Source organism: Streptomyces sp. NRRL S-378, assembly GCF_000720645.1.
Lineage (GTDB): Bacteria > Actinomycetota > Actinomycetes > Streptomycetales > Streptomycetaceae > Streptomyces.
In genome coordinates, this window is record NZ_JOBX01000071.1 from 1 (window position 1) to 15,986 (window position 15,986).

At 73.3% G+C, this 15,986-nt stretch carries 8 protein-coding genes and 1 pseudogene; 4 read left to right on the plus strand and 5 right to left on the minus strand.

Annotation, left to right across the window (positions count from 1 at the left end):
* Positions 1-578: 578 nt before the first annotated feature.
* From IH80_RS0132805 to fxsT, 3 genes are all read left to right on the plus strand, one after another.
* A complete protein-coding gene (locus tag IH80_RS0132805) occupies positions 579-2,096 on the plus strand; it encodes an FxsB family cyclophane-forming radical SAM/SPASM peptide maturase (protein WP_324609444.1) in 1,518 nt (505 codons plus the stop codon).
* Positions 2,093-3,349, plus strand: coding sequence for an HEXXH motif domain-containing protein (locus IH80_RS40005; protein ID WP_078906869.1), 1,257 nt, complete (start codon positions 2,093-2,095; stop codon positions 3,347-3,349). Before IH80_RS0132805 ends, IH80_RS40005 begins: the two co-directional genes overlap by 4 nt.
* A 133-nt stretch (positions 3,350-3,482) precedes the next feature.
* Positions 3,483-6,494, plus strand: a complete 3,012-nt coding sequence (fxsT, locus tag IH80_RS0132815; RefSeq protein ID WP_030965328.1) for an FxSxx-COOH system tetratricopeptide repeat protein — start codon at positions 3,483-3,485, stop codon at positions 6,492-6,494.
* Between the two features lie 311 nt (positions 6,495-6,805).
* Here fxsT and IH80_RS0132820 read toward each other — a convergent pair.
* The 5 genes and pseudogenes from IH80_RS0132820 to IH80_RS41170 all read right to left on the minus strand — a co-directional run.
* Positions 6,806-7,141 (minus strand): annotated as a pseudogene (locus tag IH80_RS0132820) (HAD family hydrolase); the annotation flags it as partial.
* Positions 7,142-7,193: 52 nt separating this feature from the next.
* Positions 7,194-11,057: a multifunctional oxoglutarate decarboxylase/oxoglutarate dehydrogenase thiamine pyrophosphate-binding subunit/dihydrolipoyllysine-residue succinyltransferase subunit gene (locus IH80_RS0132825; RefSeq protein ID WP_030965330.1), complete on the minus strand. Its 3,864-nt coding sequence runs from the start codon at positions 11,055-11,057 to the stop codon at positions 7,194-7,196.
* Between the two features lie 271 nt (positions 11,058-11,328).
* On the minus strand, positions 11,329-12,426 hold the full coding sequence (locus tag IH80_RS0132830; protein WP_051810202.1) for a sensor histidine kinase: 1,098 nt from the start codon (positions 12,424-12,426) through the stop codon (positions 11,329-11,331).
* Entirely contained in the window at positions 12,423-13,163 is a 741-nt protein-coding gene (locus tag IH80_RS0132835) for a response regulator transcription factor (protein ID WP_030028984.1), read from the minus strand. The genes IH80_RS0132830 and IH80_RS0132835 overlap by 4 nt, the downstream gene beginning before the upstream one ends.
* A gap of 509 nt (positions 13,164-13,672) precedes the next feature.
* On the minus strand, positions 13,673-14,242 hold the full coding sequence (locus IH80_RS41170) for a hypothetical protein (protein WP_030965334.1): 570 nt from the start codon (positions 14,240-14,242) through the stop codon (positions 13,673-13,675).
* Positions 14,243-14,415: 173 nt separating this feature from the next.
* Between IH80_RS41170 and IH80_RS0132855 the strand changes: the two genes are divergently transcribed.
* A complete protein-coding gene (locus tag IH80_RS0132855; RefSeq protein WP_107056952.1) occupies positions 14,416-15,678 on the plus strand; it encodes a glycosyltransferase family 39 protein in 1,263 nt (420 codons plus the stop codon).
* Positions 15,679-15,986 lie beyond the last annotated feature (308 nt).

Sequence of the window (15,986 nt, forward strand, 5' to 3'; positions counted from 1 at the left end):
ACACTCCGCCGTGTCCCCACCCCACGCCACGGCTCCGCCCCAGCAAAGACCACCGTTCCCGGAACCGGCTCGTACTGCTGGAGGGGGGACGGGGAGGGGGGTCCCCGCAGGACGAGGCGCGACCGGGGCCGTCTGGCCGGGCCAGGGCAGCACGCGCCGAGCCGAGGAGATACCCCTGCCCGGCACCCCGACCCACCCGCACCACACCCCTACCCCGCCCCGCCGCACACTCCGGCCGCGCCCCCCGCGAAGCAACCCCGCAGGGGCACCGCACCGTTCAAGCCCCGCCGGCGATTGGGGCGCGGGTCCGGGCAGCGCCCGGCACGCGGCCCGGCACCCGACCCGGCTCCACCGCGCCCGGACCCCGGCCCCGCAGCACGACTCCGTGGACCGCACCGCCGTCCAGCAGCCCCGCAGGGGGCCGCGGCACGGTTCGGACCCGGCATCCCGCCGGGCGACAAGGGCACGCCGGAGCAACCGGGTTGACCACTTTCCGCCGTTAGGCGGGCTCGGCGGACGGGCAGGGATGGACCGTCCGCCGGGGCGCCCCCGGCGGTGTGCGGGGAGGGAGCACGGCGATGCGGCGAGCGATCACGAGCGCCTCACCGCTGCCCGGGTTCACCGCCCCGGCCGCCGGCCACGGCCCTGCTCCCGTCAACGCCTCGGGCCCCGCCCGAGAACCGGCTTCCGGCCACGGCACGGGCCTCGCCCGCGGCTCCGGCGGCAGCCACGGCCCGGGCTCGGGCCAAGGGGCGGCGTCCGCCCGTGTCACGGCCCCGGGGCCCGCCCACGGGCCGGGCGGCGACGCTCGGCCCGGACTGGCCGTCTGGGCGTCCCCGCATGCCCGCCACGCGCCCTGGCCCCACACCCGGCTCGACGTCGCCGCCGCCCGGGCGGCGGGCCATCCGCCCCATCCCATCCGGCAGTTCGTGCTCAAGACCCGCAGCCGCTGCAACCTCGCCTGCACCTACTGCTACGTCTACGAGATGGCCGACCAGGGCTGGCGCGACCAGCCCGTCGTCATGGCCCCCGCCACCGCCACCCGCGCCGCGCAGCGGATCGCCGAGCACGCCGCCGCCCACGACCTGCCCCGCGTCGACCTCGTCCTGCACGGCGGCGAGCCCCTCCTCACCGCGCCCGCCGCTCTGGCCGCGCCCGTCGAAGCCGTACGGGCCGCCCTCGCCGCCACCGCCCCCCGCACCCGGGTCACCGCCACCGTCCAGACCAACGGCACCCTGATCACCCGCGGCCGTCTCGCCGCCCTCGCCGACGCCGGGATCCGCGTCGGCGTCAGCCTCGACGGCGGGCTGCCCGCCCACAACACCCGCCGCGTCGACCACGCCGGACGCCCCGGCTTCGGCGCAGCCGCCCGCGGCCTGCGCCTGCTGGCGCGCCACCCGGACAGCTACGCCGGGGTGCTCTGCGTCATCGACCTCGACCAGGACCCGGTGGAGACCTACGAGTCCCTGCTCGACTTCGCCCCGCCCACCGTCGGACTGCTGCTCCCGCTCGCCAACTGGAGCGCCCCGCCGCCGCCCGGCCCCGGCCGCCGCCCCGGCGGGACGCCGTACGCCGACTGGCTCCTCGCCGTCTTCGAGCGCTGGTGGCACGACGGACGGCACCGCACCCGCATCCGGCTCTTCGAGGAGATCATCGCCCTGCTGCTCGGCCTGCCCGCCACCACCGAGACCCTCGGGCTCGCGCCCGCCGCCACCGCCGTCATCGAGACCGACGGCTCCATCGAACAGGCCGATTCGCTGAAATCCGCGTACGAGGGGGCCGCCGCCACCGGCATGGCCCTCGACACCCACAGCTTCGACCAGCTCCTCGACCACCCCGGGTTCGCGGCCCGCCAGCTCGGCCGGGACGCGCTCGCCGCCGAATGCCGCTCCTGCGAACTCGTCGAGGTGTGCGGCGGCGGGCACTACCCGCACCGCTACCGGGACGGCGAGGGGTTCCGGCAGCCGTCCGTCTACTGCGCCGACCTCCAGGTCCTGATCCGGCACATCGCCACCGCGGTACAGCACGCCGCCGCCACCGCCACCGCGGGCCGGCCCCGCCGCACCCTCCCGCACCCCCCGGCGGCCGCCTCATGACCGCCGCCCTCGCCGCCTTCACGGTGTCCACCGACACCCTGCGCGCCCTCGCCTCCGCCGAGCCCTCCCCGGAAGGCACGCGCCTGGTGCGCGACGTGCGCCGCTCCAAGCGGCTGGTCCTGCTCCGTGCCGTCCTCGACGCCGCACCCTGCGGCCGTTCCGGCCGGACCGCCGACCACTGGGCCCTGCTGGAGGAAGCCGAACGCCACGACCCGGCCGCCGTGCACGACGTACTGCACTACCCGGCCACCGGCGTGTGGGCCGAGGAGACCCTGCGCCGCCTGCACGCCCCCTACGGCCCGCCGGCGGACCTCGCCCACCTCGGCGCCCTCGCCGCGGCCGCCGCCCTGCGCGCAGGGATCCCCTTCACACACACCCTGCGGCCCGTGCACGGCCGCCTCGTCCTGCCCACCCTCGGCCTGCTGCGCCCGGACCGCCCGGGTCCGCTCGTCCTCACCGAGCGGTCCTGGGACCCCGAGGACCCGCGCACGCTGCCCCTGCACGCCCTGCCCGGGGGCCGCACCGCCCTCGACGACCTCGACCCGTACCGGGCGCCCGGCCCCGCACAGCCCGCCCCCCTGCGCCCCGCCCGCCGCCTCACCCCCAAGGGCCACAAGCGCTGGGACACCCAGTGGTCCGGCGCGCTCACCCTGCTGCAGCGCTACGACACCGTCCGGGCCGAGGAGACCGCGCAACTGCTGCGTTCCCTCGTACCGCTGGCCGGCGGGTCCCGGTCCAGCGGCGCCACCCTCCCCGCGGCCGCCGGCTCCGTACTGGCCCGCGCGCAGGCCCCGCCCGCGCTCGCCGCGACCCTCGTCCACGAGGTGCAGCACGGCAAACTGACCGCCCTCGCCGACGTCCTGACCCTGCACACCGCCGACGCCGCGCCCCGCCACTGGGCCCCCTGGCGCAGCGACCCCCGCCCCCTGGAAGGGCTCTTGCACGGCGCCTACGCCCACCTGGCCCTGGCGGGGTACTGGCAGCGCGCCGCCCTCTACGGCGCCCGCGGCGCCTGGGCCCAGCACGCCCGGACCCGGGCCCAGGTCGCGGCCGTGCTGCCCGTCCTGCGGGCGCACGACCGACTCACCTCCGCGGGCCGGGAGTTCACCGACGCGATGGCCGCCGCCGAACGGGCCATGGACGAGCTCCCGCCCCCCGGCGACCAGCACGTCGCCGCCCGCCGGGCCGTCGACCGCGAGCGCCGCGCCTGGTGCGAGGCACACCCCGAACTCGCCCCGTTCGCACAGGTCTGACGGGCCGTCCGCTGCGGTACCTTTTCAGTCCCGTCCACTGCCCGCAGCCCAGGGAGACGGCCGCATGACCACCGGTAGCAGGCAGGACCGCGAATCGGCGCAACAGTCCCAGCAGCCGCACCATTCCCAACAGATGCCGCACCATTCCCAGCAGCTGCAGCAGCCCCAGCAGCCCCAGGCGCCGCAGCGTTTCGTCATCAGCTTCGCGGGCTTCAACCGCCCCTGGGCCGTATGGATCGCCCACCGCCTGGAGGAACACGGCCACCGCGTCGCCCTCCAGCGCTGGGACCCGCAGAACAGCCCCGGCCTCACCCAGGCCCTCGACGACCTCGCCCGCTCCGGCAGCCGCGTCCTCCTCGTCCTCAGCGAGCGCTACTTCTCCGCCGGCACCCACACCGACCAGGAGTGGAACACCGCCCTGCGCGCCGTCACCGACGACCACCCGGACCGGTTCGCCGCCGTCTGCCTCACCGACGCACCCCTGCCCAGCGCCGTCGCCGTCCTGGAGAAGACCGACCTGTGGGGCCTGGACGCGTACGAGGCCGAATACCGCGTGCTGCGCCGCCTCGAACTGCCCACCGAGCGCATCGGCACCGAGACCGGCCGCCGCGGCCCCCGCTTCCCCAACGACCCGCCCGAGATCTGGGGCCGCGTTCCACGCCGCAACCCCCGCTTCACCGGCCGCAACGACGTCATCGGCACCCTGCGCCAGGCCCTCGCCGAAGCCCCGCCCGGCGCGTCCACCGTCACCCTCCTCGGCCTCTCCGGCGTCGGCAAGACACAGGTCGCCACCGAATACGCCTACCGCTTCGCCTCCGAGTACGACGTCGTGTGGTGGGTCCCCGCCGAGGACCGGCCCACCCTGCGCGAGCGCCTCGCCGACCTCGCCCCCGCCCTCGGCCTCCCGCGCGGCGCCGGCAGCTACGGCGAGCAGATCCGGGCCGTCCTCGAAGCGCTGCGCCGCGGAACCCCGTACAGCCGGTGGCTGATGGTCTTCGACGGCTGCGACAACCCCGACGACCTGATCGACCTGCTGCCCTCCGGCGGCGCCGGCGACGTCATCATCACCTCCCGCAACCGCGAATGGGCCGCCCGGCACACCAGCCTCGTCGAGGTCCCCCTCTACGCCCGCCCCGAGTCCATCACCTTCATCCGCCGCCGGGCCCTGCGCCTCACCGCCGACGAGGCCGACCAGCTCGCCGAGGCCCTGGAGGACTACCCGCTCGCCCTCGACCAGACCGCCGGCTGGCTGGCCGACTCCCCGCTGCCCGTGGGCGACTACCTCGCCCTGCTCCAGCGCCGCATGGACTCCCGCGAGGCCGTCACCCTCTCCGAGGACTACCCGCTGCCCTTTCCCACGGCCCTCGCCATACTCCTCAACAACGTCCGGGAGAACTTTCCCGACGCCCTCGCCCTGCTGCGGCTGTTCGTCTTCTTCGCGCCGGGGCCGGTCCCGCTGCGCCTGCTGCGCGAATTCCCCGCCGACGACGTACCCGAACAGCTCGCCGGCCTCATCAACGACCAGATCCGCTGGAACGCCGCCCTCAACAAACTCGTCCAGTTCTCCGTCGTACGGCTGGAGTACTCCGACCTCCCCGTGGAGGAGGGCGGCGGCGGGCTGGAAACCGTACAACTGCACCGCATGGTCCACGGCATCGTCCGCGAGGACCTCTCCGAGGACGAGGCCGAACCGCTGGCCCGGGCCGTCCGCCAGGTCCTCGCCGCCGCCGACCCCGGCCGGCCCTCCGACTCCCGGCTCTGGCCCCGCTACGCCGAACTCGTACCGCACCTGGCCCCCTCCGGGGTCATCACCAGCAGCAACCCGAGGATCCAGAACTTCCTGCTGCACTGCCTGCGCTACCTGATCCTCGCCGGGGAATACCGCACCTGCCTGCGCCTGTGCGAGGAGACCGACCAGATCTGGCGGGCCAGGCTCGGCGAGGACCACCCCAAGGTCCGCGAGCTCAGCTACCAGTACGGCAACTCCCTGCGCAACCTCGGGCTGTTCCGCCGCGCCGAGATCCTCACCAGGTCCGTCGCCGACCGGATCACCGGGGAACGCGGCGACCAGGACCTGGAGAGCCTGCGCGCCACCAGCGCCTACGGCGGCGTCCTGCTGTGCATCGCCAAGTTCGAACCGGCTCGCGAGATCTTCGAGCACTGCCTGGCCACCTACCGCGAGCTCCTCGGCGAGGACGACTCCATCACCCTCGACGCCCAGAACAACCTCGCCGCCACCTACCGGCTGCTCGGCCGCTACCAGGACGCCTACGACCTCGACCTGGACACCCTGCGCCGCCGCGAGCGGGTCCTGATGCCCCTGCACATCTCCACCCTCGCCTCCGGCATCGCATGCGCCATGGGACTGCGGCTCATGGGCCGTTACCGGGAGGCCCAGACCCGGCAGGAGCAGGGCGTCAAGCTCAACACCCAGGTGCTCGGGCTCGGCCACCCCCAGACCCTGCGCGCCGAGCACAACCTCGGCCTGTGCCTGCGCCGCTCCGGCGACATCCCGGGCGCGGGCCTGCGGCTGCGGACCGTCTGGGAGCGGGCGACGCGGGTCTTCGGCGTGGACTACCCCTGGACGCTGATGGTCGCCTCCGACTACGCCACGTACCTCAGGGAGTACGGGGACATCGGCGAAGCCCGCCGGATCTCCGAGGACGTCGTCCGCGGCTACCAGTCACAGCTCGGCCTCGCCCACCCGTACAGCATCGGCACCGTCGGCAACCTCGGCCTGGTCCTGCGCGCGCAGGGCGAACGGGCAGAGGGCCTCTCCCTCGCGGAGCAGGCGCTGGTCGGGATGCGCGGCGCCCTCGGCGGCCGGCACCCCTGGACGCTGGGCTGCGCCCTCAACGCCACCGGGCACCGCAACATCACCGGCCGCCTGGAGGACGCGCTGGACCTGAGCCGGGAGACACTGCGCACCGCCGAGCGGGTCCTGGGCCCGGACCACCCGATGACGCTGAGCGCACAGATCGCCCTGGCGGCGGACCTGCGGTCGGTACGGGAGGACACGGAGGCGGGCAAACACGAGGACGCGGGCATCAAGGGCCTGACCCGCACCCTGGGCCCGCAGCACGTCCACACGGTCTCGGCGAAACAGCGGGCCCGACCTTACTGGGACTTCGAGCCCCAGCCGTAGGGAGGCCGGGTACGTGGGTGTGTGGGTGTGGGGGTGGGGCCAGTGCGGGGGCCGGTGCGACGGGGCGGTGCCATGCCCGGGCGGAGCCCGGAGCGCGTCACATCGCTACGCGCTCCTCGAAGACGGCGTCCGCGAGCCTCTTGGGCTGGTCATAGGCCGCCACCGATCGCTACGTGCTCCTCCGAGAGGGCGGCCGGCCCCAGTTGGAGGCCGGTCACCCGCTCTGACCCGGATGGAGTCCGGCCGACTCGATGGTGTCGACGGCTGGGGAGAACGCGCGGCGGGTCCTCGTGGCAGCTGCACATCCGTGTCTACGGTTCGACGATGGCCAGAAGTTCGGTGAGGGAGTCGATCGACCAGTCGGCGGCTGCCCTGACCTCCGGGTCGTCCGCCCACCAATGACCCCATGGGCCACGGCGGATGTGGGCGGTGCGCAGGCCTGCCGCGCGGGCCGGGTGGATGTCGTTGGCCGGGTGATCGCCCACGTACAGGGTCCGGTCGGCGGTGGTGCCGGATACGGTCAGCACCCGGTCGAAGAAGGCACGCGCGGGCTTGGAGACGCCCCACTCGCCCGAGGTGACGACGAGGTCGGCGGGCAGTTCCAGGGCGCGCAGCAGGTCACCGGCCCGACGGCTCTGCATGCCGGAAGGCCCGGCCCCCAAGTGGGGGCCGGGCCTTCCGGGTCGGTTCTCGGGGCGGTTACGCCTCGAAGACCTCGTTCAGCAGGAGCTGCTGCTCCGCCTGGTGGCGCTTCGCGGAGCCCACCGCCGGGGACGAGCCGTGCGGGCGCGAGATGCGCCGCAGGCGCTCGCCCGCCGGGACGTCCGCGCCGACCGCCAGGTCGAGGTGGTCGATCAGGTTCAGCGCGATGAACGGCCACGCGCCCTGGTTCGCCGGCTCCTCCTGGGCCCAGATGTACTTCGCCGCGTTCGGGAACTTGGCGATCTCGGCCTGGAGCTCCGCACCCGGGAGCGGGTACAGGCGCTCGATGCGGATGATCGCGGTGTCCGTGACGCCACGCTTCTCGCGCTCGGCCTCCAGGTCGTAGTAGACCTTGCCGGCGCAGAAGACGACCTTGCGGACCGCGTTCGCGTCCACCGTGGTGTCGCCGATGACCGGACGGAACGAACCGGTCGTGAACTCCTCCGCCTTCGACGCCGCCGCCTTCAGACGCAGCATCGACTTCGGGGTGAAGACGACCAGCGGCTTGTGGTGCGGGTTGTGGACCTGCCAGCGCAGGAGGTGGAAGTAGTTCGACGGGAGCGTGGGCATGGCCACCGTCATGTTGTTCTGCGCGCACAGCTGGAGGAAGCGCTCCGGGCGGGCGGACGAGTGGTCCGGGCCCTGGCCCTCGTAGCCGTGCGGGAGGAGCAGGGTGACGCCGGAGGTCTGGCCCCACTTCTGCTCGGCGGAGGAGATGAACTCGTCGACGACGGTCTGCGCGCCGTTGACGAAGTCACCGAACTGGGCCTCCCAGAGGACCAGCGCGTCCGGACGGGCCAGGGAGTAGCCGTACTCGAAGCCCATGGCCGCGTACTCGGAGAGCAGCGAGTCGTAGACGTTGTAGCGGGCCTGGTCGTCCGACAGGTACAGCAGCGGGGTGTAGTCCTCGCCCGTCTCCCGGTCGATGAGGACCGCGTGGCGCTGGCCGAAGGTGCCGCGGCGGGAGTCCTGGCCGGACAGACGGACCGGGGTGCCCTCCATCAGCAGCGAGCCGAAGGCCAGGGTCTCGCCCATGCCCCAGTCGATGGTGCCCTCGTCGATCATCGCCGCGCGGCGCTGCAGCTGCGGCAGCAGACGCGGGTGGACGGTGACGCCCTCGGGGATGTTGACCTGGGACTCGGCGATCCGCTTGACGACGTCCTGCGAGATCGCGGTGTTCACCGCGACGGGGAAGTCGGCCTGGTCGGGCGCCGGCGCCGGGGAGACCGCCGGCTGCGTGGCGGCCTCGCGGACCTCCGCGAAGACCTTCTCCAGCTGGCCCTGGAAGTCCTGGAGCGCCTGCTCGGCCTCTTCCAGGGTGATGTCACCACGACCGATGAGGGACTCGGTGTAGAGCTTGCGCACCGAGCGCTTCTTGTCGATCAGGTCGTACATCAGCGGCTGCGTGAAGGCCGGGTTGTCCGACTCGTTGTGGCCGCGGCGCCGGTAGCAGATGAGGTCGATGACCACGTCCTTGTTGAACGCCTGGCGGAACTCGAAGGCCAGACGGGCAACGCGGACGACCGCTTCCGGGTCGTCGCCGTTCACGTGGAAGATCGGCGCCTCGATCATGCGGGCCACGTCGGTCGCGTACATGGAGGAACGCGAGGACTCCGGGGCGGCGGTGAAGCCGACCTGGTTGTTGATGACCACGTGCACGGTGCCGCCGGTGCGGTAGCCGCGCAGCTGCGACATGTTCAGCGTCTCGGCGACGACGCCCTGGCCGGCGAAGGCCGCGTCGCCGTGGAGCGCGAGCGGGAGGACCGTGAAGTCCGTGCCGCCCTTGTTGATGACGTCCTGCTTGGCGCGGGCGACGCCCTCCAGGACCGGGTCGACGGCCTCCAGGTGGGAGGGGTTCGCGACGAGCGAGACCTTGATCTGCTCGCCGTCGAGGCCGGTGAAGGTGCCCTCGGCGCCCAGGTGGTACTTGACGTCGCCGGAGCCGTGCATGGACTTCGGGTCGAGGTTGCCCTCGAACTCGCGGAAGATCTGCGCGTACGACTTGCCGACGATGTTCGCCAGGACGTTCAGGCGGCCGCGGTGGGCCATGCCGATGACGACCTCTTCGAGGCGGGCCTCGGCGGCCGAGTCGATGACGGCGTCGAGCAGCGGGATGACGGACTCGCCGCCCTCCAGGGAGAAGCGCTTCTGGCCGACGTACTTCGTCTGCAGGAAGGTCTCGAAGGCCTCGGCGGCGTTCAGGCGGCGCAGGATGCGCAGCTGCTCCTCGCGCTCCGGCTTGGTGTGCGGGCGCTCGATGCGGTCCTGGATCCAGCGGCGCTGCTTCGGGTCCTGGATGTGCATGAACTCGACGCCGGTGGTGCGGCAGTAGGAGTCGCGCAGCACGCCGAGGATGTCGCGCAGCTTCATCATCGACTTGCCGGAGAAGCCGCCGACGGCGAACTCGCGCTCCAGGTCCCACAGGGTGAGGCCGTGCTCGGTGATGTCGAGGTCGGGGTGCTTGCGCTGCTTGTACTCCAGCGGGTCGGTGTCGGCCATGACGTGGCCGCGGACCCGGTAGGAGTGGATCAGCTCGAAGACGCGGGCGGCCTTCGTGACGTCGTCGTCGTGGCTGGCGTCGATGTCGCGGTTCCAGCGGACCGGCTCGTACGGGATGCGCAGCGACTCGAAGACGGAGTCGTAGAAGTCGTTCTCGCCGAGCAGCAGGTTCGCGACGATGCGCAGGAACTCGCCGGAGGCCGCGCCCTGGATGACCCGGTGGTCGTAGGTCGAGGTCAGGGTCATGACCTTGGAGATGCCCAGCTTGTTCAGGGTGTCCTGCGAGGTTCCCTGGAATTCGGCGGGGTAGTCCATGGAGCCGACGCCCATGATGACCGACTGTCCGGGCATCAGGCGGGGCACGGAGTGGACGGTGCCCAGGCCGCCGGGGTTGGTGAGGGAGCAGGTCACGCCGGTGAAGTCGTCCATCGTCAGCTTGCCGACGCGGGCGCGGCGGACGATGTCCTCGTAGGCCTGCCAGAACTCGAAGAAGTTGAGGGTCTCGGCCTTCTTGATGCCGGCGACGACGAGCTGGCGGTCGCCGTTGGGCTTCACCAGGTCGATGGCGAGGCCGAAGTTCACGTGGTCGGGCTTGACCAGGGTCGGCTTGCCGTCCTTCTCCGCGAAGGAGTAGTTCATCGACGGCATGGCCTTGATGGCCTGGACCATCGCGTAGCCGATGAGGTGCGTGAAGGAGATCTTCCCGCCCCGGGCCCGCTTGAGGTGGTTGTTGATGACGATGCGGTTGTCGAACAGCAGCTTCACCGGGACGGCGCGGACGGACGTGGCCGTCGGGACGTCGAGGGAGGCGTTCATGTTCTTGGCCACGGCAGCCGCCGGGCCGCGGAGCGTCACCAGTTCGGGGCCCGCGGGGGCCTCCGTGGCGGGCGCGGCCTTCTGCGGGGCTACGGAGGCGGGGGCGGGCGCGGCCGGTGCGGCGGCCGGGGCCTGGGAGGTGACAGTCACAGCAGGGGCACCAGAGGGGATGGCAGGAGCAGGGGCAGGAGCTGACACAGGCGGAGTGGTCGGCGTCGCGGTGTGCGCGGGCGCGGCGTCCGCCGCCCCCGTGGCGGCGTCGGCGACCTGCGGAGTCCCGGCGGCGGTGGCGGCCTGTGCGGAGGCGCCGTCCGTCGGCGTGGACTTGTCGGGACCGGCCGACGTCACCGGAGCGGCAGCGCCCCCCGGCTTGTAGTCGGCGAAGAAGTCCCACCAGGCCCGGTCGACCGACTGCGGGTCCTGGAGGTACTGCTGATAGATCTCGTCGACGAGCCACTCATTCGCGCCGAAGCCTGAGGCAGGGTTCTTCCCGCCCTCTGCTGCTTCGGTCGTGGTGCTCGAGTTACTGGGGGACTGTGGCGACACGGCGGCAACCGCCCTCTTCCGCTTCACAAGGTATGGACAGCGGGAATAAAGGCTACGCCTCCTCGGCCGCTGCATGCAGGCCGGGCGGGACTTACGTCATGCAGGTCACATCGAACGGCGGGTTTCATGACGTGGAATGGCGGGAAACCAGCCTGGTTCGGGTAGGGGGCACCCAGGTTGCGGCCCCCTTGGCTTCGCACCCCTGACGGACCCCGGGTACGTGTGGCCGAGATCATGTCCTTCCCAGTCGAACCCTACGTCAACACGAGACCTACGAGCTGCCCGGAAGCGTGACGAGGATGCGGCAGCCGCGTGACGATTCAGCCACTCCGATCCGGCCCCCGTGCAGTTCCACGGCCCAGCGGGCGATCGCCAGGCCCAGTCCGGTGCCGCCGTCACCGCCGCGGGCGCTGCCCCGGTTGAACCGCTCGAAGACCCGGTGGCGCTCGGCCTCCGGGATGCCGGGGCCCTCGTCCCGGACCTCCAGCGCCAGGCCTCCGGGCACGTCGCCGGCCCGGGCCCGGACGGTGACCCTGCCGTGCGGCGGGCTGTGCTTGACCGCGTTGTCGATCAGGTTGGCCACCACCTGGTGCAGCCGCTCGGCGTCCGCGTACGCGCACAGGTCGGGCGGGAAGACGTCCAGGTGCAGGTGCACGTCGTTGCGCGTGTGCCCGCCGGAACCGGAGAGCAGTCCCGGCCGTCCGGCGGCCGCCAGCCCCGACTCCTTCAGAACCCCGGACAGGTACGGCCACACCTCGAAACGGCGGGCCTTCAGCGGCACCACACCGTTGTCCACCCGGGACAGGTCCAGCAGGGTCTCCACGAGCCGGCCGAGGCGCTCGGTCTGCTTCAGCATGGTGCGCATGGTCTCCGGGTCGGCGGCCGAGACCCCGTCGACCACGTTCTCCAGCACCGCACGCAGCGCGGCGATCGGCGTGCGCAGCTCGTGCGACACGTTGGCGACGAGCTCCTTGCGGTGCCGGTCCACCGCCTCCAGGTCGTCCGCCATCAGGTTGATCGTGGAGGCCAGGTCACCCAGCTCGTCGCGCCGCCCGGCGCCGCGTACCCGCCGCGTGAAGTCGCCGTGGGATATCGCCCGGGCCACCGTCGTCATGTCGTCCAGCGGGGCCGTCAGGCTGTGCGCCACGAACTGCGTGATCAGCATCGAGGCGATCACCGAGAAGACGGTGATGAACCGCAGCTCGGTGTCCGTGCGCAGGGCCACCAGCAGCAGGCCGGTCGTGATGAAGACCGAGACCACCACGAGCGTGCCGAGCTTGGTCTTGATCGAGAACGGCGAGAAGGGCCGCAGCCCCCCGGTGGGCCGCTGGCGCGGGCGCTGGCGCGGCCCCTCCGCCCGGCCGGTCACGGCTGGGCCGGGGTCTCCAGGGCGTACCCGACCCCGTGGACCGTACGGATCCGCTCGGCGCCGATCTTCCGCCGCAGGGCCTTGATGTGGCTGTCGACCGTACGGGTCCCGGAGGCGTCGGCCCAGTCCCAGACCTCGGCGAGCAGCTGCTCCCGGGAGAGCACCGCCCGCGGGGTCCCGGCCAGGCACACCAGCAGGTCGAACTCGGTCGGGGTCAGGTGGACGTCCTCCGTCTGCACCCGGACCCGGCGCTGCGCGTGGTCGATCTCCAGGTCGCCCAGGCGCAGGGTGGCGCCGCGCGGGGTGTGCGCGGCGATCGTGGCCCGCTCCACCCGCCGCAGCAGGACGTGGACCCGTGCGGCCAGCTCGCGCATGGAGAACGGCTTCGTCATGTAGTCGTCGGCGCCGACGCCCAGGCCGACGAGCATGTCGGTCTCGTCGTCCCGGGCGGTGAGCATCAGCACCGGGACCGGGCGCTGCGCCTGGACCCGGCGGCAGACCTCCAGCCCGTCGAAGCCGGGCAGCATGACGTCGAGGACCAGCAGCTCGGGCAGCCAGCTCTCTGCCGCGGCGACGGCCGCGGGGCCGTCGGTGGCCGTCTGTACCTGGAAGCCCTCGGCGCGCAGCCGGGCCGCGATGGCCTCAGCGATGGTGCGGTCGTCCTCGACGACGAGCACACGCCGCTGGGCGCCGGGCGTTGCCGCGGCGCCGGTGTGGGTGGTGTGTGTCTGTTCCATGTCCGCCCCTGAAGATCCCGCTGAATGGGGTGCAGCGTAGAGGAGGCTCCGGCCTGCGGCTACGTGGGGTTCGGACACGGCATATGCGTTGGACCTGAGTAAATGGAATGGGTTGTACCGGGTACCGGCCCCCTCGCGGGACCGGCACCCGGCGGGCGGGGCGGTCAGGTGCCCCACTGGCTGTGACCTCGTCGGATCCCTCTTGGAGGGGCCCTACAAGGCCAGTCCGCGACCGTGGGCGAACACCGCGTCGTGAGTGTCGTTCGGCACATCGGGCCGGGAGGCGGTGACGGCCGCCATGGGATCCGGGAGCTCGAGGGGCAGCCGGCCCTCGGGGCGGCCCGGCCGAAGCCACGTCGAGCAGACGATGCCGTCGAAGCCGCATTCCTCCCGGAGCAGGCCGGTGACCACGCCCTTGGTGCAGCTGCAGATCCAGTGGGTGCTCGCGCCGGAGAGCGCGGACATGGCGGCCCGGCTGCAGGGGTTCCTGGACCGGCTGCTGCGCGAGCTCAGCCCGCGGTGAACGGAGGAAGCGCCTCCACGACCCTGACCAGCGCCGGCGGCAGGGACCCCTGCTCGCCCGCGACCTCGTACCCGCCGTGCACGAAGGCGTAGAAGAACCCGTCGTAGATCTTCGGTCCGCCCGTCGCGATCCGGGGCCGACCGGGGAAGTCCGCCTCCCGGAGCGCGGTGCGCAGGGCCGCCAGCTCCTGCTCCGACAGCTTCCCGGTGCCCTCCGCCTTCGCCTTTGCGTCCAGCCGGGACCACGAGCCGTCGCCCTTCACGACGAGGGTGTGGGTCTCGCCGGCGAAACCGCCGCTGCGGGTGACCCGGACCAGGGTCTCGCCGGGGGCGGGCACCGCGCTCGTAGGCGGGCTGGGAGTGTGGCTCGGGGTGGGGTTCGCGCTCGGGCTCGTACTGGCGCTCGTACCGGCGCTCGCGCCGGCGGTCGCAGTGATGGTGCCCGGTCCTCCGGAACCCTTGGGCGGCGCGTCGTCGCCCCCGGAACCGGACGGTCCGCACCCCGCGAGGACCACCGCGCCCAGGAGTACCGCCGCCACCGCCCGGAACGTGCGCACACCCACCTCCGCAGACACTCGGGTCCACCCCCGAGTATGGAGTCCGCACTCCCGATCCGACAGCTTTCCGACAGCTCCAGGAGGCCGCCATCCGCCGCATCGCGCCATGGCGCCTGCTCCCGCCGCTGCTCGCCGCGGCCCTCGGACTCTGCGGCCTGGAACGGGGCGGCAGCATGTGGCGCGACGAGTCCGTCACCTGGCAGGTGGCGCACCGCTCGCCCGGCGCGATCCTGGACCTCCTCGGCCGGGTCGACGCCGTGCACGGCCTGTACTACGTACTCATGCACGGCGTGTTCCAGGCCTGGGACGGCGGCCTGTGGGCGCTGCGGCTGCCCTCCGTCGCCGCCACCGCCCTCGCCGCCGCCGGGGTGGCGGCCGTCGCGCACCGGCTCGTGGGCGAGCGTGCCGCGCTCCTCGCCGGCTGCGTGTACGCCGTACTCCCGCCCGTCCAGATGTACGCCCAGGAAGGCCGCTCGTACGCGCTGGTCGCGGCCGCCGTGGTGTGGGCGACCTACCTGATGCTCCGCGAGCGCTGGGTCGCCTACACCGTCGTGCTGCTGACCGGCTGCTGGCTGCACGAGTTCGCCGCGCTGGCGCTGCTCGCCCACGCCTTCACCGCCCGGCACGCGCGCGGCTGGCGGTGGAGCGCCGCGACCGCCGCCGCCCTGCTGCTGCCGCTCGCTGCGGTGAGCGTGCGCCAGGCGCACCAGCAGCTCGGCTGGCTGGGCCGGCCGAGCTGGCAGGACTGGGCCGCGTACGCCGTGGTGGGCGGCGCCTGCCTGCTGCTCGCGCGGGGCGCCCCGAAGGACCTCGTCCGGGTCGCGCTCCCGCTCGTCCTGCTGCCGCCCGGACTGCTGATGGCGATCTCGCTGCTCAACCCCTGGTACGTGGACCGGTACGTGCTCTACGCGCTCGCCGGGCCCGCCCTGCTGGCGGGCGCACGGCTGGCCGCCGCCCGCGGATGGTGGCCGTGGGTGCTGGCGGGCGCCCTCCTCGTGCCGTTCGGCGTCTGGTCGGCATGGCTGCGCACCCCGGAGAGCCGCAAGGACGACGTCCTCGCGGTGGCCGCCGCGGTACGGGAGCGGGCCCGCCCGGGGGACGCCGTGGTGTTCATGCCGTCCCGCCGGCGCGAGTGGCTGCTGTCCTCGCCGGAGGTCTACGAAGGCCTCCGCGACCCCGCCCTCGCCGCCGGCCCGACCGCCTCGCGCAGTCTCCAGGGCACCGAGCTGCCCCCGGAGCGGATCCGCGCGGCCCTGCTCGCGGCGCCCCGCGTGATCGCCCTGCTGGACCCGGCGGACCAGCCGCTGGACCCCTACCCGCGCGAGGCGGCCAAGCGCGAGGTACTGGCGAGCCGCTTCGACCTGTGCTCGATCACCGAAGTCCGAGGCGCCCGCATCGCCCTCTACACCCCCCGGGGCCACTGCCCGCCCCCGTAGCGAAGCCCGGCGGACCAAGGCCCGCACCTGCTCGGCCAGCGCCCCGCGGGCCGGGCGCCGCTCCCTGATCCGGCCGCACCGACGAGCCCGGTGCCCTGCGGATCAGGGCCGTGCCGCGCCTTGGCCGTTGGCGTCGGCCGCCGCCGACGATGCGGCGCCGGGCCGGACCGGCGGCGCGCGGCATGGTCCGGATCCCGTCGGGAGGCCCCCGGCCCCGGGGCCTCGGGGTGCGGTCGTCCGTCCGTCGGGCGGGGCCCCGGGCGCCGGGCGGGTGGGGGGCGGGGCGGAGGATGGGGCGACCGCGTTGC

Bases quoted from the DNA above. Each gene is read 5' to 3' on its own strand.
- IH80_RS0132805 (WP_324609444.1), top strand. From the start codon at position 579: ATGCGGCGAGCGATCACGAGCGCCTCACCGCTGCCCGGGTTCACCGCC.
- IH80_RS0132855 (WP_107056952.1), top strand. From the start codon at position 14,416: ATGTGGCGCGACGAGTCCGTCACCTGGCAGGTGGCGCACCGCTCGCCC.
- IH80_RS40005 (WP_078906869.1), top strand. From the start codon at position 2,093: ATGACCGCCGCCCTCGCCGCCTTCACGGTGTCCACCGACACCCTGCGC.
- fxsT (WP_030965328.1), top strand. From the start codon at position 3,483: ATGCCGCACCATTCCCAGCAGCTGCAGCAGCCCCAGCAGCCCCAGGCG.
- IH80_RS0132835 (WP_030028984.1), bottom strand. From the start codon at position 13,163: ATGGAACAGACACACACCACCCACACCGGCGCCGCGGCAACGCCCGGC.